Raw genomic sequence first — 17,402 nt, 5'->3', positions numbered from 1 at the left:
AGGCGAAGACCAAAACATATATCCAAGAAGGAATAGCGCATTGAGACTGGGCGGCTCCCGATGTGCGCGGGCGCCGGCAAGAATCCGCGCGCCGAGCGGCAGCCCCTATTGACAGCAAGACCGCCCTGGGCTCTTGTTGTGACCAAGTGGTCACAAAATGAAGCCACGTCATCACCGGGAGGAGTTGCGTTGAAAGCCCGCGCTTTTGCCTATGCGCGCCCGTCGAGCCTGGCGGAGGCTCATGCTGCCTTCGCCGCCGCGGAGGGGGATGCCAGCTACATCTCCGGCGGGCAGAGCCTGGTGCCGGCGCTGGCCATGCGCCTTCAGGCGCCGCAGGTGATCATCGACCTTGCCGGCATCGCCGAGATGCGTGGCGTGGCGCTTGCCGAGGGGACGCTGCGCATTGGCGCGCTCACCCGCCATGCCGAAGCCCTCACCCATCCCCTCATCCGAGCCCACGCGCCGCTGCTGGCCAAGGCCGCGCCCTTCGTCGCCCATCCCGCCATCCGCAACCGCGGCACCATCGGCGGCAGCGTGGCGCTGGCCGATCCGGCATCCGAATTCCCGGCCATGATGCTGGCCATGGGCGCCGAGATGGAGATTTCGAGCCCCGAGGGCAGCCGGCGCGTCGCCGCCGAGGACTATTTCCAGGACCTCTACCAGACCGCCATCGGCCCCGGCGAGATCCTCATGGCGATGCATATGCCCGCGGCGGGTACCGCTCATGTGGCGGCGTTCGACGAGATGGCGCGCCGGCGGGGCGACTACGCAATGGTGGGCGGCGGCATCCTCGCCGAGCGGAACGGGGCGGCCATCGCCTCCATCCGCATCGCCCTGTTCTCCGTGGGGCCGACGCCGGTGCGCGCCCGCGGCGCAGAGGCGGCGCTCAGCGGTCGCGTGCTCGACGCGCAATCCATCGCCGACGCCCAGAACGCCCTCGACGGCGACATCGACCCCCTCGACGACGCCGAGATCCCCGCCGCCATGCGCCGCCACCTTGCCCGCGTGCTGCTCGGGCGCCTGCTGCGCCAGCTGGAGATCGCTCCATGACCCTGATGGCCTCGGACCTTGTGCCGCTGTCGCTGACCGTGAACGGAGCGCCCGTCGCCCGCATGGTGGCGCCGCGCACCACGCTCGCCGACTTCCTGCGCACCGACCTGGAGCTCACCGCCACCCATCTCGGCTGCGAGATGGGGGCCTGCGGCGCCTGCCTGGTGCTGCTCGACGGCGTCCCGGTGCATTCGTGCCTGGTCTTCGCCGTGCAGGCGGAAGGCCAAAGCGTGGAGACGGTGGAGGGGCTGACCGCGCGCGGCGCGCTGGCCGGCCTCCAGGAGGCGTTTCACGCCCGCAACGCGCTGCAATGCGGCTTCTGCACCCCGGGCATGCTGGTCAACGCCTTCGCGCTCATCGAGGCGGGCGGCGTGCCGGACCGCGAGGAGATCCGCGACGCCATCTCGGGCAATTACTGCCGCTGCACCGGCTACGAGGCCATCGTCGATGCCATCGCCACGGCCGCGGCGGCCAAGGGTGAGGTGCCGGCATGAACGTGCTGTTCGACCGCCCCCACGGCGCAACCGCGCACAGCGAAGCCGGCGTGCATGTGGGCCGGCCTTTGCCGCGCCCCAATGCCAAGCGGCTCCTTGCCGGGCGGGGCCATTACGTCACCGATCTGAAGCTGCCGCGCATGCTGCACGCGGCCTTCGTGCGCTCGCCCTTCGCCCATGCGCGCATTCTGCGCATCGACGTGGAGGCGGCCCGAGCCGCGCCCGGCGTCGTGCTGGTCGCCACCGGCGAAGACCTCGCAAAGCTCTGCACGCCGTGGGTCGGCACCCTTGACCATTTCAAGGGCATGAAATCCGAGCCGCAGCGCCCGCTGCCGCTGGAGCGTGTCACCTGGAGCGGGCAGGCGGTGGTGGCCGTGGTGGCCGAGAGCCGCGCCGCTGCCGAGGACGCCTGCGAGCTGGTGGAAGTGGACTATGAGGACCTGCCGGTCCTCGCCGACCTCGACACCGCGCTCGCCGCCGACGCGCCGCGACTGGTGGAGGGCTTCGCCGACAATCTGTGCTTCCGCTCGAGCCTGGAGAGCGGCGCGGTGGACGACCTCTTCGCCGGCGCCGCCCATGTGGTGGAGGCGGACCTCGTCTTCGGCCGCCACACCGGAGTGACGCTGGAGCCGCGCGCGCTCATCGCCGATTACGATGCCAGCGAGCATGCGCTCACCGTCCATCACGGCACCCAGACGCCGTTCCAGTTCCAGGACCTCTATGCTCGCCACTACGGCCTGCCGGAATCGCGGGTGCGGGTGGTGGCGCCCGACGTGGGCGGCTCCTTCGGCGTGAAGCTGCATGTCTATAATGAGGACATGGCGGTGGTCGGCCTCTCCATGCTGGCTGGCCGGCCGGTGAAATACGTGGCCGACCGGCTGGAGGCCTTCGTCTCCGATATCCACGCCCGCGACCACCGGGTGAAGGCCAGGGCCGCGGTGGACGCCGAGGGGCGCATCCTCGCCATGGCGGTGGAGGATGAGACCGGCATCGGCTCCTTTTCCACCTATCCCCGCACCAGCGCGGTGGAGGGCAACCAGGTCATCCGCCTGATCGGCGCGCCCTATCGCCTCGAAGCCTACCGCGCCGACCTGAAGGTGGTGTTCCAGAACAAGACGCAGACCAGCCAGTATCGCGCGGTGGGCCATCCCATCGCCTGCGCCGTCACCGAGCATCTGATGGAGAAGGCGGCGGTGGCCACCGGCCTCGACCCGTTCGCCATCCGCGCGCGCAATCTCATTCCCGACGATGCCTATCCCTGCCAGTCGCTCACCGGCTACCGGTTCGAGAAGCTGTCCCACGAGGCGTGCCTGGCAAAGCTCAAGGCGCTGATGGACTACGACCGCCTGCGGGCCGAGCAGGCGGAACTGCGCCAGCGCGGCATCCACCGCGGCATCGGCATCGCCGCCTTCGTGGAAATCTCCAATCCGACGCCCGCCTTCTACGGCATCGGCGGTGCGCGCATCTCGGCGCAGGATGGCGCCGTCATCAAGATCACCCCGTCCGGCGAGGTGCGGTGCCTCATCTCCGTGACCGAGCAGGGGCAGGGCACCGAGACCATCATCGGCCAGATCGTGGCGGACTATCTCGGGGTGTCGCGGGACATCGTCCGCGTCATCACCGGCGACACGGAAGTTACCCCCCACGGCGGCGCCACCTGGGCCTGCCGCGGCGCCGGCATCGGCGGCGAGACCGCGCTGCAGGCGGCGAAGCGCCTCAAGGCCAACGTGCTCGCCCTCGCCGCCGCCATCCTCCAGGCCAGGCCGGACGATCTCGACCTCTTGGATGCGCAAGTGGTGGACAAGGCCGGCGGCACCCATCGCCTGAGCCTCGCCGAGGTGGCGCGCATCGTCTATTTCCGCTCGGACACCTTGCCACCGGGCACCGAGGCGCAGCTCACGGTGGCGCATCACTTCGCGCCATCGGGCTATCCTTTCGCCTTCACCAACGGCGTCCACGGCTGCCATGTGGAGGTGGATGCCGACACCGGCCTGGTGAAGATCCTCAAGCATTTCGTGGTGGAGGACTGCGGCCGCATCATCAACCCGCTCCTCGTGGAGGAGCAGGTGCGCGGCGGAGTGGTGCAGGGGCTCGGCGCCGCCTTCTTCGAGGAGTGCCGCTACAGCGACGACGGCCAGCTGATGAACGGCTCGCTCGCCGACTACCTCGTGCCCATGGCCTGCGAGATGCCGGACATCGTTATCGCCCATGTGGAGACGCCGACCCTCGATACCGAGCTCGGCGCCAAGGGCTGCGGGGAGGCGGGCACCGCCGCCTCCTCGGCCGCCGCGCTCAACGCGGTGAACGACGCGCTCGCCCCCCTTGGGGCGGAGCTGACACAGATCCCCATGACCCCCGCGCGCATCCTGAGGGCGCTCGGAACCTGCTGAAACCCGCAACGCCAATGAACAAGACCGAACGGGAGGAATTGAAATGACCGGACAGAATGAGCGTCCCTTCTCCAGCGTATCGCGCCGCACCGTGCTCGCCGGCCTCGGCGCCGCGGGCGTCGGCCTCATCGCCTCGCCCGCCATCGTGCGCGCCCAGGCCGAGACCATCCGCATCGGCTTCCCAACCCCGCTCACCGGCCCCTTCGGCGCCGAGGCGAAGGACCAGGTGAAGAGCGCCGAGCTCGCGGTGAAGCTCGCCAACGACAAGGGCGGCATCGCCGGCCGCAAGGTCGAACTGTTGGTGCGCGACGACAAGCTCAACGCCGGCGAGGCGGCGACGCGCACGCTGGAACTGATCGAGAAGGACAAGGTGCACGCGGTGGTCGGCGCGCTCTCCAGCGCCGTGCAGTTGGCGGTGAACGAGGTGACGCGCGCCCGCGGCGTGATCTACGTTTCCATCAGCCAGTCCGACACCATCAACGAGGTGAAGGACTTCTCCAAATACACCTTCCATGAGGCGCTGAACCCGCACATGACCACCGCCGCGGTGGCGCGGGCGACCTTCAAGAAGGGCTCGAAGGTGGCCTTCCTCGTCGCCGACTATGCCTACGGCCACGAGATGCTGCGCGGCTTCAAGCGCGCTGCCGGCGAGATCGGCGCCGAAGTGGTGGGCGAGATCCTGCACCCGTTCGGCGCGGCGGACTATTCGACCCTGATGCCGCGCATCCGCTCCATGAAGCCGGACATCCTGGCCATCTGCAACTTCGGCCGCGACCAGGCAAACTCCATCAAGCAGGCCAACGACTTCGGCATGAAGAAGCAGATGCAGATCGTGGTGCCGGTGCTGCTGCACAACCAGCGCATCGCGGTGGCGCCGGACGTGTTCGAGGGCATCATCGGCGGCGCCAACTACTATTGGGAGCTGGAGAACACGGTTCCCTCGGCCAAGGCCTTCAACACCGCCTTCAAGGCGGCCTACGGCGCCCTGCCGACGGATTACGGCGCCTACGGCTTCACCGGCGTCTCGGCTCTGCTGCTCGCCATGGAGAAGGCCGGCGGCACCGACACCGACAAGGTGATCGCCGCCATGGAAGAGCTGAAGTACGACGTGGCGAAGGGCCCGCAGTATTTCCGCAAATGCGATCACCAGTCGGTGCAGTCGGTGCTGGTGCTGAAGTCCAAGGCCAAGGCCGACATGAAGAGCGACGCCGACCTGTTCGAGATCGTCGAGACCGTCCCCGGCGCCGAGCAGATGCTGCGCACCTGCGGCGAGCTCGGCTTCCCGACCTGAAGCGTGGTTCGCCTGCCCGATTGAGTTGAACCCTCTCCGGCGGGGACAGGGTGCGCCAACGGCGGAGCGGTGCCTTCGCCACAGAACGATGGTGAACCCTCTCCCCGACGGGGAGAGGGCAGGGTGAGGGGGACGGCCGCCACGGGGGCGTCTGCGTCCTTGCCCGGGGGTGGAAACCCTCACCCCGGCCCTCTCCCTGAGGGAGAGGGGGCGCAAATGGCGGGGGCGGTCTCGGCCTCGTTCAGTCCCCGCATGGGGGGATGCCAGAAACGCCAGCGGGCAGGCCGGTGGCGTCCCGCAAGAACTGCCCCGCCCGCGCGGATGCCGACAGCCCGATCGCCCGGACCATTGCCCCGAAGGACCGCCGAGAGAACGCCCCATGGACCTCGAACTTATCCTCATGCAGCTGTTCTCCGGCCTGGCGCTCGGCGCGATCCTGGTGATGGTCGCCCTCGGCCTCACCATCGTGTTCGGCATGCTGGGCATCGTGAACTTCGCCCACGGCGCCCTGTTCATGGTGGGCGCCTATGCCGGCCTGTGGATCGCCGCGCAGACCGGCAGCTTCTGGTGGGCGCTGCTCGTGGCGCCCATCGCCATCGCCATCCTGGGCATGGTCATCGAGCGCTTCCTGATCCGCCCGCTCTACGGCCGCACGCCGGACGATCCGCTGCTGCTCACCTTCGGCCTCGGCTACGTGCTGGTGGAGAGCGTGCGCATCACCTTCGGCACCGACGGCATCCCCTTCTCGGCGCCCGAGGCGCTGCAGGGGGTGGTGGATCTCGGCGTCGGCTATTTCCCCATCTACCGCCTGTTCGTGGTGGGCGTGGTGGCGCTGGTGCTGCTGCTGCTGTGGGTGGCGCTGGAGAAAACCCGCTTCGGCCTCATCGTGCGGGCCGGTGCCCGCGACCCGCTGATCATGAAGGTGCTGGGCGTGGACGTGAGCCGCCTGTGGCTGCTCGTCTTCGGCCTCGGCGTCGGCCTGACCGCGCTCGGTGGCGTGCTCGCCGCGCCCATGCGCAACGTCAGCCCGGAGATGGGCACGCTGGTGCTGGCGGAAGCCTTCGTCGTCACCGTCATCGGCGGCATGGGCTCGCTGCTCGGCGCCGTGGTGGCGGGGCTTCTCGTGGGCGTGGCGGTGAGCATGACCGCTCTGTTCGCCCCGGAGATGGCGACCATCGTCATGTTCGGCCTGATGGCCTTCATCCTGCTGGTGCGCCCGCAAGGGCTGTTCGGCCGGCCGGGCGTTTGAATTCGGCGTGACGGAACCCGGCGCATGAGCGGAGACGACACCATGACCACCACCGACCTCGCCGCCGGCCGGCTGGAGGCGCGCGAGCGGCCACGGGCCGGCGCGGCCCTCGACCGCTGGCGCGTGCCCCTCACCATCGCCGTGCTGGCGGTGCTGCCCTTCGTGCTGCCGTCGCAGGCGCTGGCGGTGAACGTGCTCATCTACGGGCTGTTCACCGTGGGCTTCAACCTGCTGTTCGGCTACACCGGCCTCCTCTCCTTCGGCCACGCCGCCTTCTTCGGCACGGGCGCCTATCTCACCGGCATGGCCATCGCCCATCTCGGCTTCGGCTGGTTCGGCGCCATGCTCACCGGCGTCCTCGGGGCGAGCCTGCTGTCGGTGGTGATCGGCGCCCTCTCCATCCGCACCCGCGGCATCTATTTCTGCATGGTGACGCTGGCCCTCGCCCAGCTCGTCTATTACGTCGCGCTGCAGGCCTCGGGCTGGACCGGGGGCGAGAACGGCCTGCGCGGCTTCACCGTCGCCAAGGCGGACTTCTTCGGCGGCTTCTCGGTCAACCTGCTCAATCCGCTGGCCAAATACTATTTCATCATGGCTTTCGCGGCGCTGGCCCTGTGGTTCGTCTCGCGGGTGCTGAACTCGCCGTTCGGTGCGGCCATCGAGGCGGTGCGCGAGAACGAGACGCGGGCGCGGGCCTGCGGGTTCGACGTGGAGCGCACCAAGCTGCTCTCCTTCATTCTCTCCGGCGCATTGTGCGGCCTCGCCGGTACGCTGTCGGCCCTGCACCTGTCCATCGTCCCGCTCGACGCGCTCAGCGTCCACACCTCCTCCATCGTGGTGATGATGACCATGCTGGGCGGCGCCGGCTCCTTCTTCGGGCCGTTCGTGGGGGCGCTGGTGTTCCTGCTGATCGAGGACGTGGCTTCGCTGTGGACCTCCCACTGGCAGCTCATCGTCGGCGTCATCTTCATCCTGTTCGTGCTGTTCCTGCCCAAGGGCATCTGGGGCAGCCTCATCGTGCTGGCGCGCCGCGCCGGGAGGGACAAATGACCGCCCTCATGTCGGTCCACAACGTCGGGCGCTCGTTCGGCGGCTTCGTCGCCCTGGCCGACATCTCGGCCGAGTTCGAGCGCAACAAGGTGACGGCGGTGATCGGCCCCAACGGCGCCGGCAAAAGCACCTTCTTCAACGTGCTGTCGGGCGTGTTGCAGCCCTCCGCCGGCTCCATCCGCTTCAAGGGGCAGGAGATGGCCGGGCTGAAGCAGCACCGCTTCGCCCATCTCGGCATCGCCCGCTCCTATCAGATCACCAACCTCTTCCCCGAGCTGTCGGTGGAGGAGAATGTCCGCGTCGCCGCGCAGGCGCTCAAGACCCGCTACGACGTGCTGAGCCACCGCGACCGCTACCCCGAGCTCGCCCACAAGGCCGAGGCGGCACTCGGCGAGGTGGGGCTGCTGCACCGCCGTACCCGCCGTGCCCGTGACCTCGCCCATGGCGAACAGCGGGCGCTGGAGATCGCCATCGCCCTCGTCGCCGACCCGGAGCTGCTGCTGCTGGACGAGCCGACGGCGGGCATGGGGCCGGAGGAGACCAAGCAGATGGTGGCGCTGCTCGAGCGCCTTGCAGCCGACCGCACCATCCTCCTGGTCGAGCACAAGATGAAGATGATCCTCGGCCTCTCCGACCGCATCCTGGTGCTGCACCACGGCCGGCTGATCGCCGACGGCACGCCGGCCGCCGTGCAGGCCGATACGCAGGTGCGCCGCGTCTATCTGGGGCAGAACGATGGCTATGCTTGAGGTCGAAAAGCTCAACGCCTGGTATGGGCCGAGCCACGTCGTCCACGATTTGTCCTTCAGCGTGGAGGAGGGCGAGATCGTTGCCCTCGTGGGTCGCAACGGCGCCGGCAAGACCTCCACGCTCAGGGCGGTGATGGGGCTGATGCCGCGGGCCGAGGGGCGGGTGCGCTTTTCCGGCACCGACCTCCTGCCCCTCGGCGCCCACGCCCGCTTCCGCCTGGGCCTCGCCTATGTGCCGGAAGACCGGCGCATCGTGCCCGGCCTCACCGTGCGCGAGAACCTTCAGCTCGGCCTGGTCGCTGCCGGGCGCACCGATGAGCGCTCAGCCATCGACGAGATCGCCAAGAGCTTCCCGCGCCTGAAGGAGCGGCTCGACCAGCAGGGCACCACCATGTCCGGCGGCGAGCAGCAGATGCTCGCTATCGCCCGCGCCATCATCTCCCGGCCGAAGATGGTGCTGCTGGACGAGCCGTCGGAAGGCATCATGCCGGTGCTGGTGGAGGAGATGGGGGCGCTGTTCCGCCGCCTTCGCGACCAGGGCACGACGCTGCTGCTGGTGGAGCAGAACGTGGAATGGGCGCTGAACCTCGCGAGCCGCGCCATCATCATCGACCAGGGCGAGCTGGTGCACGAATCGAGCGCCGCCGCGCTGCTGGCCGACAAGGACATTCAGGACCGCTATTGTGCGGTCTGACCGCGCCCTCGCGCCCGTCGGACGGGACGCGAAGGCGAGGACCGGCTCCACACGGCGCCTGTGCGGACGAGGCGCGCCGCAACGGACAAAGGGAGGGACATCCCATGGAATTGACGGGTGAATACCGCATCTCCGCCCCGCGCGAGACGGTGTGGAAGGCGATCCTCGATCCCGAGGTGCTGCGCCGGTGCATTCCCGGCTGCAAGGAGCTGTCGCAGACGGGCGACAATGCCTATGCCGCCAAGGTGCAGGTGAAGGTCGGGCCGGTCTCGGCCACCTTCGCCGGCTCGGTGGAGCTGACCGACATGGAGCCGCCGGCCGGCTGCCGCATCGTCGGCCAGGGCAACGGCGGCATTGCCGGCTTCGCCAAGGGCGAGGCGAAGGTGACGCTGGCCGAGGACGGCGCCGACACCATCCTCACCTACGTGGCCGACGCCCAGATCGGCGGCAAGCTCGCGGCGCTCGGTGGCCGGCTGGTGCAGGCCACGGCCAAGAAGCTCTCCGACCAGTTCTTCTCCGCCTTCGCCGAGACCCTCAACGCCCCCGCCACGCCGGCCGCCGAGGCGTCCTGAGGGGATATTCGTGCCCCGGCCGACTGTAGCGGCGCATCGCGCCGCGGAAGGAGAGCCGGGGCCCAGCGCACGAGGTCGCCGGAGGCGGCTTTAAATGCCGGCGCTCGGGCGGTTGCCGGCTTCGCCGACATTTCCCCTGGGCCCCGGCTCGGCGCTCCACCTGCGGTGTCGCTGGGCCGGGGGACGGGTTCTCACTTCACCTTCGCCGCATAGTCCTCCGGCTTGAAGCCGACGATCAGCTCGCGGCCCATTTCCAGCACCGGGCGCTTGATCATGGAGGGCTTTTCCACCATCAGCGCCAGCGCCTTCGCCTCGTCGATGTCCGCCTTGTCGGCGTCGGGCAGCTTCTTGAAGGTGGTGCCGGCGCGGTTCAGCAGCTTTTCCCAGCCGACCTTCTTGGCCCAGCCGGCCAGCGTCTTGGCGTCGATGCCCGACGATTTGTAGTCGTGGAAGGCATAGGGCACCTGGTGTTCGTCCAGCCAGGCGCGGGCCTTCTTCATGGTGTCGCAGGCCTTGATGCCGTAGATCGTCGTCGCCATCGCAATGTCCTCGGATCGAAAGCGCGAACTCTAGCCCAAGGCGCAGCTTGGCGCGCGCCGCCTTCGCGTCGCAGGCGCGCGATCGGCGGGTGATGGAAGCGTTGAACGTGCTCTGCTGCTCATGTAACATATCAGTGCAATCCCAAGCGCACGGGCAATAAGCCAAGGGCAGGACGCATGAAGACCTATCGGGGAGACCGCACAATCGACGGCATTTCGGTGACAGTAGACGGCAGGCCGCTGCCGCAGCGCACCGATCTTGCCGCCCTGAGCCGTGACGGCTTCGAATGGAGCTATGAGGGCCAGGCCCCCGCGCAGCTCGCCCTCGCGCTGCTTGCCGACCATCTCGGCGACGACACCCGCGCCTTCGCGCTGCACGACCGCTTCATGCGCGAAGTGGTGGCCAATTTCGCCAATGAATGGGAGATGACTTCCGACGATATGGACGCCGCATTGCTGCGCGCCGCGGCCTGAGCCGTGCCGACCTTGACGACGGATCGCGAATCCGTCGTCACAATGGAGGGCGGCGGAGGAGCGGGCCATGGCCAGGACGATGTCGAAGGCGCCGGCGAAGGGCCGGAAGCGGCAGGATGCGCCCGGCGAGGCCGCCGGCGAGCTTGATCTGCTGCTCGATCCGCCGCGGGAGCCGGCCCGCAAATCCGCCTCTCGCCCAACTGGGTCCCGCGCGGGCGCCACTAAGGCGCCGCGCCGCGGCCGCACCGAGGATCCGCCGGCGGTGGAGGATGCGAGCCTCACCGATCGCGCCTACCGCATCCTCGAGGAGCTGATCGCCACCCTCCAGCTGCCCCCCGGCGCGGTGCTCTCCGAGCTCACCCTCTCCGAGCGGCTGAAGATCGGCCGCACCCCCATCCGCGAGGCGTTGCAGCGTCTCGCCCGCGACGGGCTGGTGGTGGTGCTGCCCCGGCGCGGGGTTCTGGTCTCCGACATCAACCTGCGCACCCAGCTGCGGCTGCTGGAGCTGCGGCGGGTGATCGAGGTGCTGATGGCGGGCCTTGCCGCCGAGCGCGCCACCGCCGAGGAGCGCGCCGCCTTCGCCGAGATCGCCTCCTCCATGCGCCAGGCGGCGGAGGTGGAGGACGACCTCGCCTTCATGCGCCTCGACCGGCGCTTCAACCATTTGATGGCGCAGGCCTCGCGCAACGAGTTCGCAGTGCGCTCCATGGGCCTCATGAACGCCTTGTCGCGCCGCTTCTGGTACCAGCACTACAAGGAAGTCGCCGACCTGCCGTTGGCCGCGCGTCTCCACGCGGAAGTCGCCGAGGCCGTCGCGCGCCGTGACGCCAAAGGCGCGGAGGCCTCCGCCGGCCGGCTGGTGGATTATATCGAGGACTTTGCGAGGAAGACGCTGGACGCGTGAGGGCGGGACGTCGCGGCAAGAGTGACCGTCATGCTCCGGCTTGACCGGAGCATCCATCTCGCCGCCCGGCGCCATTCCCTGTCGTTGCATGGGCCCTCCGGTCAAGCCGGAGGGCGACGGCAGTTGTCGGGTCACTCGGTGCGAAGGATCGCGAGCACCGCCTCCGCCCTCAGAACACCACCACGCTGCGGATGGTCTCGCCGGCCTTCAGCGCCGCGAAGCCCCCATTGATCTCGTCCAATGCGATCCGGCGGGAGATGAGGCCCTTGAGGTCCAATTTCCCGGCAAGCGCGGCGCGGGCGAGGAAGGGAAAGTCGCGGGCCGGGCGGGCGCCGCCGTAGGAGGAGCGGCGGATGCGCTTCTCGCCCATCAGCGAACCCCAGCGGAAGCCGACGTCCTTGGTCACGTCGATCTTGCCGAGCCAGATCACCTCGCCTCCCGGGCGAACCGCCTCCACCGTCGTGCGGAAGGCGATGGGGCTGCCGGCGGATTCGAGCACCACGTCGGCGCCGCGCCCCTGCGTCAGCGCGCGGGCCGCCTCCGCCACGTCGCCGGTGCGCGCGTTCACCGTGTGGGTGGCGCCCATGGTGCGGGCGAGGGCGAGCTTGGCGTCGTCGAGATCGGCGGCGAGGATCGTCTCCGCGCCGGCAAGCCGCGCCCCCTGCACCGCCGCGAGGCCCACCGCGCCGCAGCCGATGACGAGGGCGGTGTCGGAAGGGCCGATATGCGCCACGTTCAGTGCGGCGCCCACCCCGGTCATGATCCCGCAGCCGATGAGGCAGGCCTCCTCGAACGGGAGTTCCCCGGGCACCGGCACCGCCTGCTGGTCGCTGACGATGCAGTATTCGCCGAACGCGCCGAGGAACATGAGGTTGCCCAGCTCGCGCCCATCCTTCAGCCGCGCCTTCGCGGCGCCGTCGAAGGCGCGGGCCTTCGGCCCCTCGGCCAGATAGCCCTCGCACAGGATGGGCAGCGAGCGGTCGCAATAGAAGCAGTGCCCGCAATGGGGGTTCCAGGAGAGCACCACGTGGTCGCCCCTGCGCACCCCTTTCGCCGCCGGCCCCACCTCTTCCACCACGCCCGCCGCCTCGTGGCCGAGCACGATGGGCATGGGATAGACGAGGCCGCCCTCTATCACCTCGAGGTCGGTGTGGCACAGACCCGCCGCCTTGATGCGCACCAGCACGTCGGCTGGGCCGAGGGGGGCGGCTTCCACGGTTTCCACGACGAGCGGCGTCTGCGGCGCGTGGAGCACCGCGGCACGATAGGTGAGGGGCATCTGTCAGGCGTGCTCCAGCTCCACCTCGCCGGCGATGACGCGCATCACCGCTCTGTCGCGGCGCGCCTCCTCCAGCGTGCCGGAGAAGATCATCTCGCCGCGCTCCAGCACGTAGAGGCGGTCCACATAGTCCGGCACGTGGTGGACGTTGGATTCCGCCATCAGCACCGCCTGCCCCATGGCGCGGATGGAGGCGATGCCCTCCGATATGATGGGGATGATGGCGGGGGAGAGGCCCTCGAACGGCTCGTCCAGCAAGAGCAGGCTGGGGTCCAGCGCCAGCGCGCGCGCCACCGACACCATCTTGCGCTCGCCGCCGGACAGCTGCGCGCCGCCGCGGTGGAGATATTGCCTGAGCTTGGGGAAGACAGTGAGGGAGCGCTCCACCCGCTCCGCCTCCGAGAGCTTCGCGCGGCGCGTCCAGGTGGGCAGGGCGATGTTCTCCGCCACCGAGAGGTCGGCATAGACCTCCGATTCCTCCGGCGAGAAGCCGACGCCGGCCTGGGCGATCTCGTGGGTCGGGCGGCCCACCAGCTCCTTGCCCTCGAAGCGGATGGAGCCCGCCGCCGGCTTGCGATAGCCCATGATCGAGCGAAACGTGGTGGTCTTGCCCGCGCCGTTGCGGCCGATGAGGCAGACCAGCTCGCCCGGCTCCACCGCAAGGTCGATGCCGTTGAGGATGCGGCTGCCGGCAATGTCCACCTTGAGGCCGGAGATGCTCAGCATGGGCGTGCCTCCTGCACGGGCGCGGAAGGCGGGATCGCCTTGGGCGCCATCTTCGGCGGGCGTGTGCCCACCACGGCGGCGATGAGGGCGGGGTCCTTGAAGAAGGTCTCCGGCTTTTCGTCCGCCAGCACGCTGCCGGCCTGGAGCGCGACGATGCGGTCGGAATAGCGGGCCACGAGGTCCATGTCGTGCTCCACCTGGATGATGCCGCGCACGCCGGCCCTGCGCGCCGCCGCCACCAGCAGTTCCATGATGGCGTGCTTGTCGCCGGTGGAGACGCCGGAGGTCGGCTCGTCGATGAGGATGAGCTCGGGCTTCAGGGCGAAGGCGCTCGCCACGTCCAGGAGCTTCTTCTCGCCCTGGGAGAGGGCGGAGGCCTGCTGATCGAGGCGATGGCGCAGGTTGAAGATGTCCGCCACCTCCTCGACCGCGTCGCGGACGTCGCGGTCCGCTCCGAGGCTGCGGAACAGGTTGCCGATCCGCTTCAGGCGCGAGGCGGCGGCAACCCCCAGCGTCTCGCGCACGGTGAGCGCGGGGAAGATGTTCACCAGCTGGAAGCCGCGCGCCATGCCCCGGCGCGACAGCTCCACAGGGCCGATGCCGGCGATATCCTGGCCACGGAAATGCACGTGCCCCGTGGTCGGTTTCAGCAGGCCGGTGAGCACGTTCACCAGCGTCGACTTGCCGGCGCCGTTGGGGCCGACGATGGAGATGAACTCCCCGTCCGCCACATGCACAGACACGTTCCGTAGCGCGTGGAAATCGCCGTAGCTTTTCGACACCTGGTGGGCGGCGAGGAGGGCGTGCGATGCCATGGCTCAGCTCCTGCGCGTGAGACGGGCGAGGCCGTCGCCGAACAGGCCGGCGATGCCGCGCGGGAAGAAGATGACGATGAGCACCAGCACCGCGCCCATGACGAAGCGCCAGTATTGGGTGGCGCTCATCACCGTGTCCTGCAGCAGCACGAAGGCGAGCCCGCCCACCACCGGCCCGGCGAAGGCGCCCGAGCCGCCCAGCACCGCCATGAAGACGAGGTTGCCGGACTGCGTCCAATAGACGATCTCGGGGTCCGCCAGGCCGATGGTGACGGCGAGGATGACCCCGCCGATCGCCCCGTAGACGCCGGAGATCACATAGGCCACAAGGCGCATGCGCGGCACGGTGACGCCGAGATAGGCCGCCTTCTGCGCATTCTCGCGGATGGCGGTGAGGTGCAGCCCGAAGGGCGAGCGCACGATCCGCCACATGGCGAAGCCGAGCAGGGTGAGCAGGCCCAAGGCGTAATAATAGAACGGCCCAACGATGAAGGCGGTCTTGCCGCCCTCGAACTCCATGCCGAACAGCAGCGGGCGCAGCACGCGCATGCCTTGGTCGCCGCCGGTGAGGCCGTAGAACTTGAACAGGATGGAGTGGAACAGCATGCCGAAGGCCAGCGTCAGCATGCCGAAGAAGATGCGCGTGTAGCGCACGCACAAAAATCCCACCGGCACCGCGACCACCACCGCCGCCGCCACCGCCGCCAGCAGGATGAGCTCGATGGAGCGCACCCCCATCTTGGAGGTCATGACCGCCGCCGCATAGGCGCCGATGCCGAGGAACATGGCATGGCCGAAGGAGAGCAGGCCAGTGTAGCCGAACAGCAGGTTGAAGCCGAGCAGGGCGATGGCGAAGCCGAAGAAGGGCACCATCAAGGTGAGCATGTAGGTGGAGGCGACGAAGGGCAGCACCGCCATGGCCACCACGATGACGAGGAAGGCGGCAAGGCCGGTGGGCCATCGCACGCCGCCCGCGGGTGCGGCGGCCGGCGCCGCGCGGGCGGCGGTGGGCGTGCCGAGGGTGGGGGTGCTCATGCCATTGCCTTTCCGAACAGCCCGGCCGGACGCAGGATGAGCACCGCGATGACGACCAGATAGATGGAGAGAATTTCCGCCTCGGGCAGCACCATGATGGCCGCGGCGCGGATGAGCCCGACGATCAGCGCGCCGGCGAGCGCCCCGCGCATGGAGCCGAGGCCGCCTATGACCACCACGGCGAACGCCTCCACCACCAGCTCCACCGCCATGTCGAGGGAAGAGGCGGAGGCCGGCACCACCAGCGCGCCGCCGACCGTGCCGAGCATGCAGCCCACGGTGAACACCGCCGCGAAGACGCGGGAGGAGTTCACCCCGAGGCCCTCGGTCATGTCGCGGTTCTCGGCGGTGGCGCGGATGATGCGCCCGGTACGCGTCTTCTGCAGGAAGGCGCCCAGCGCCACCGCGATGGCGATGGACGCGGCGATGACGAGAAGGTTGTAGGTGGGCACGCGCAGCCCGAGGAATTCCGCCGTGCCGTAGGCAAGATAGGCGTTGTCCAGCGTACGGGGCGTGGCGCCCCAGAAGAAGCGGAACACGTCCTGAAACATCAGCAGCAGGCCGAAGGTGAGCAGCAATTGGTAGCTCTCGTCGCGCCGGTAGACCGTGCGCAGGATGCGCTCCACCGGCAGGCCGACGAGGCCGACCAGCAGCCCGGCGAGGATCAGCACCGGCAGCACCGTCCAGGCCGGCAGGCCTGCGGCGCTGGCGAGGCCGACGGCGGTGATGCCGAAATAGGCCCCCAGCGCATAGAAGGAGCCGCAGGCCAGGTTGACGATCTTCTGCACGCCGAACACCAGCTGGAGCCCGGCGGCGACGAGGAAGAGAATGGCGGCGTGAAACACGCCGCCAAGAAGCACGTCGAGGAAGGTGGTCACGCTCTGCGCCTCCTCAGACCGGGAGCTTGGAGGTCTTGAGCCACTCCCAGAAATCCATGCCGGCAGGCTTTTGGAGCTGGTCCGCCGTGTAGCTGTCCACGGTCTTGAGGGTGGGGAAGTCGTACTTGTTAACGTTGGTCGAAAGGCCCTGATAGAAGGTCTGCTCGGCGATCTTGTCGGTGCGGAACTGGCCCGGCCCGCCGAGGCTCTCCACCTTCTGCTTCGGGATCGAATCGATGATCTCGTCGAGCTTCGGCCAGCGGCCCGTGGCCTTCGACGCGGCTTCCACGCCCGCCTTGTAGGCCGCCAGCGCGAAATAGGCGCGGTCCGCCTCCCAGTGCGGCGCCTCCTTGTAGCGGTCCATATAGTCCTGGACGAAGGCCTTCTGCAGCGCCGAGGCATTGGGCAAGGCGAAGTAGAGCGTGTTGTGCCCGAACACGATGTTCTCGGGCATGAAGTCCTTCTTCAGCTGGTTGATCTGCCAGCCGGCCGCGGGCAGCGCGAGGTTCACGCCCTCGAACAGGCCCGGCGGCCGAGCCCTGCTTCATGAACACCGGCAGATCGGCGAACAGCATGGACGAGAAGATGAAGTCCGGCTTTGCCGCCTTCAGCGCGGCGACATGGGAGGTAAGGTCCATGGTGCCGACCTTCGGCCATTGCTCGGCCACCACCTCCACCTCGACGCCGGCGCGCTTCAGGATCTGCTGGAAGGCTTCCCAATTGTTGCGGCCGTAGGAATAGTCCGGATTGATGCCGGCGATGCGCTTGATCTTGCCCTTGAAGTATTTGATGGCGAGCAGCGAGGCCATCACCGCCTCGCATTCATTGTCGGTGGAGCGGAAGACGTAGCGCGACTTGCCTATCGCCTCCTTCACGCCGTCCTGGGTGGTGCCGTCCCACATGATGAGGAGGGCCTGCTCCTCCTCCGCCACCGGGGCGACGCCGAGGGAGACGCCGGTGGAGATGAGGCCCTGCACGCAGTCCACCTTCTCCTGGAGGGCGAGGCGGCGGAAGCGCTCGATGGTGTCCTTGGGCGAGGTCTCCTCCTCGAACACCAGCTCCAGCGGGCGCCCGGCGATGCCACCGTCCTTGTTGATGCGCTCGGCCGCCCACTGCACGGCGCGGATGCCGCATTCGCCCACCGTGCCCATGGCGCCGGAGCGCGGGGCGAGGATGCCCACGCGCACCGGCTTCGACTGGGCGATGGCCGGTG

At 68.9% G+C, this 17,402-nt stretch carries 18 protein-coding genes and 1 pseudogene; 11 read left to right on the top strand and 8 right to left on the bottom strand.

From position 1 onward, the window contains the following. Positions 1-189: 189 nt before the first annotated feature. The 9 genes from ABLE93_RS09160 to ABLE93_RS09120 all read left to right on the top strand — a co-directional run bounded on the left by ABLE93_RS09160 (position 190) and on the right by ABLE93_RS09120 (position 9,539). Complete coding sequence (locus tag ABLE93_RS09160; protein WP_348839487.1) at positions 190-1,050, top strand: FAD binding domain-containing protein; 861 nt, start codon at positions 190-192, stop codon at positions 1,048-1,050. Continuing rightward, a complete protein-coding gene (locus tag ABLE93_RS09155) occupies positions 1,047-1,544 on the top strand; it encodes a (2Fe-2S)-binding protein (RefSeq protein WP_510183001.1) in 498 nt (165 codons plus the stop codon). The genes ABLE93_RS09160 and ABLE93_RS09155 overlap by 4 nt, the downstream gene beginning before the upstream one ends. Then, the gene (locus tag ABLE93_RS09150; protein ID WP_348839486.1) at positions 1,541-3,934 is read left to right on the top strand and encodes a xanthine dehydrogenase family protein molybdopterin-binding subunit; all 2,394 of its coding nucleotides are present in this window, start codon (positions 1,541-1,543) and stop codon (positions 3,932-3,934) included. The genes ABLE93_RS09155 and ABLE93_RS09150 overlap by 4 nt, the downstream gene beginning before the upstream one ends. A gap of 43 nt (positions 3,935-3,977) precedes the next feature. Beyond that, the gene (locus ABLE93_RS09145; RefSeq protein ID WP_348839485.1) at positions 3,978-5,225 is read left to right on the top strand and encodes an ABC transporter substrate-binding protein; all 1,248 of its coding nucleotides are present in this window, start codon (positions 3,978-3,980) and stop codon (positions 5,223-5,225) included. A gap of 379 nt (positions 5,226-5,604) precedes the next feature. Next, positions 5,605-6,474: a branched-chain amino acid ABC transporter permease gene (locus tag ABLE93_RS09140; protein ID WP_348839484.1), complete on the top strand. Its 870-nt coding sequence runs from the start codon at positions 5,605-5,607 to the stop codon at positions 6,472-6,474. 24 nt (positions 6,475-6,498) lie between these two features. Continuing rightward, positions 6,499-7,524, top strand: coding sequence for a branched-chain amino acid ABC transporter permease (locus tag ABLE93_RS09135; protein WP_348839483.1), 1,026 nt, complete (start codon positions 6,499-6,501; stop codon positions 7,522-7,524). Beyond that, on the top strand, positions 7,521-8,273 hold the full coding sequence (locus tag ABLE93_RS09130) for an ABC transporter ATP-binding protein (RefSeq protein WP_348839482.1): 753 nt from the start codon (positions 7,521-7,523) through the stop codon (positions 8,271-8,273). The genes ABLE93_RS09135 and ABLE93_RS09130 overlap by 4 nt, the downstream gene beginning before the upstream one ends. Next, complete coding sequence (locus ABLE93_RS09125) at positions 8,266-8,967, top strand: ABC transporter ATP-binding protein (protein ID WP_348839481.1); 702 nt, start codon at positions 8,266-8,268, stop codon at positions 8,965-8,967. The genes ABLE93_RS09130 and ABLE93_RS09125 overlap by 8 nt, the downstream gene beginning before the upstream one ends. Positions 8,968-9,071: 104 nt before the next feature. Next, the gene (locus tag ABLE93_RS09120; RefSeq protein ID WP_348839480.1) at positions 9,072-9,539 is read left to right on the top strand and encodes an SRPBCC family protein; all 468 of its coding nucleotides are present in this window, start codon (positions 9,072-9,074) and stop codon (positions 9,537-9,539) included. Positions 9,540-9,730: 191 nt separating this feature from the next. On the opposite strand, the gene ABLE93_RS09115 is transcribed toward ABLE93_RS09120, so the two are convergent. After that, positions 9,731-10,078 carry an ArsC family reductase gene (locus ABLE93_RS09115; RefSeq protein ID WP_348839479.1) on the bottom strand — a complete coding sequence of 116 codons (348 nt, stop codon included), beginning with the start codon at positions 10,076-10,078 and terminating at the stop codon, positions 9,731-9,733. Positions 10,079-10,255: 177 nt separating this feature from the next. Between ABLE93_RS09115 and ABLE93_RS09110 the strand changes: the two genes are divergently transcribed. Further along, the gene (locus ABLE93_RS09110) at positions 10,256-10,552 is read left to right on the top strand and encodes a DUF6166 domain-containing protein (protein WP_348839478.1); all 297 of its coding nucleotides are present in this window, start codon (positions 10,256-10,258) and stop codon (positions 10,550-10,552) included. A 67-nt stretch (positions 10,553-10,619) separates the two neighbouring features. After that, positions 10,620-11,456, top strand: coding sequence for a GntR family transcriptional regulator (locus ABLE93_RS09105; protein WP_348839477.1), 837 nt, complete (start codon positions 10,620-10,622; stop codon positions 11,454-11,456). A 169-nt stretch (positions 11,457-11,625) separates the two neighbouring features. Here the strand turns inward: ABLE93_RS09105 and ABLE93_RS09100 are convergent, their stop codons facing one another. The 7 genes and pseudogenes from ABLE93_RS09100 to ABLE93_RS09070 form a co-directional block, all read right to left on the bottom strand. Further along, positions 11,626-12,735, bottom strand: coding sequence for a Zn-dependent alcohol dehydrogenase (locus ABLE93_RS09100; RefSeq protein WP_348839476.1), 1,110 nt, complete (start codon positions 12,733-12,735; stop codon positions 11,626-11,628). A 3-nt stretch (positions 12,736-12,738) separates the two neighbouring features. Then, complete coding sequence (locus tag ABLE93_RS09095; RefSeq protein ID WP_348839475.1) at positions 12,739-13,461, bottom strand: ABC transporter ATP-binding protein; 723 nt, start codon at positions 13,459-13,461, stop codon at positions 12,739-12,741. Beyond that, on the bottom strand, positions 13,455-14,276 hold the full coding sequence (locus ABLE93_RS09090) for an ABC transporter ATP-binding protein (RefSeq protein WP_348839474.1): 822 nt from the start codon (positions 14,274-14,276) through the stop codon (positions 13,455-13,457). The genes ABLE93_RS09095 and ABLE93_RS09090 overlap by 7 nt, the downstream gene beginning before the upstream one ends. A gap of 3 nt (positions 14,277-14,279) precedes the next feature. Then, positions 14,280-15,311, bottom strand: a complete 1,032-nt coding sequence (locus ABLE93_RS09085; protein ID WP_348839473.1) for a branched-chain amino acid ABC transporter permease — start codon at positions 15,309-15,311, stop codon at positions 14,280-14,282. Further along, positions 15,308-16,189: a branched-chain amino acid ABC transporter permease gene (locus ABLE93_RS09080; RefSeq protein ID WP_348839472.1), complete on the bottom strand. Its 882-nt coding sequence runs from the start codon at positions 16,187-16,189 to the stop codon at positions 15,308-15,310. The genes ABLE93_RS09085 and ABLE93_RS09080 overlap by 4 nt, the downstream gene beginning before the upstream one ends. 13 nt (positions 16,190-16,202) lie before the next feature. After that, a complete protein-coding gene (locus ABLE93_RS09075) occupies positions 16,203-16,643 on the bottom strand; it encodes an ABC transporter substrate-binding protein (RefSeq protein WP_348839471.1) in 441 nt (146 codons plus the stop codon). A 127-nt stretch (positions 16,644-16,770) separates the two neighbouring features. Then, positions 16,771-17,340: pseudogene (locus ABLE93_RS09070) on the bottom strand (ABC transporter substrate-binding protein); the annotation flags it as partial. Positions 17,341-17,402: the final 62 nt, after the last annotated feature.

Origin of the sequence: Xanthobacter pollutisoli, assembly GCF_040044995.1 — a bacterium.
GTDB lineage: Bacteria > Pseudomonadota > Alphaproteobacteria > Rhizobiales > Xanthobacteraceae > Xanthobacter.
Note: the sequence above shows the minus strand (reverse complement) of the source record. Positions and strands in the feature narration are given on the sequence as shown.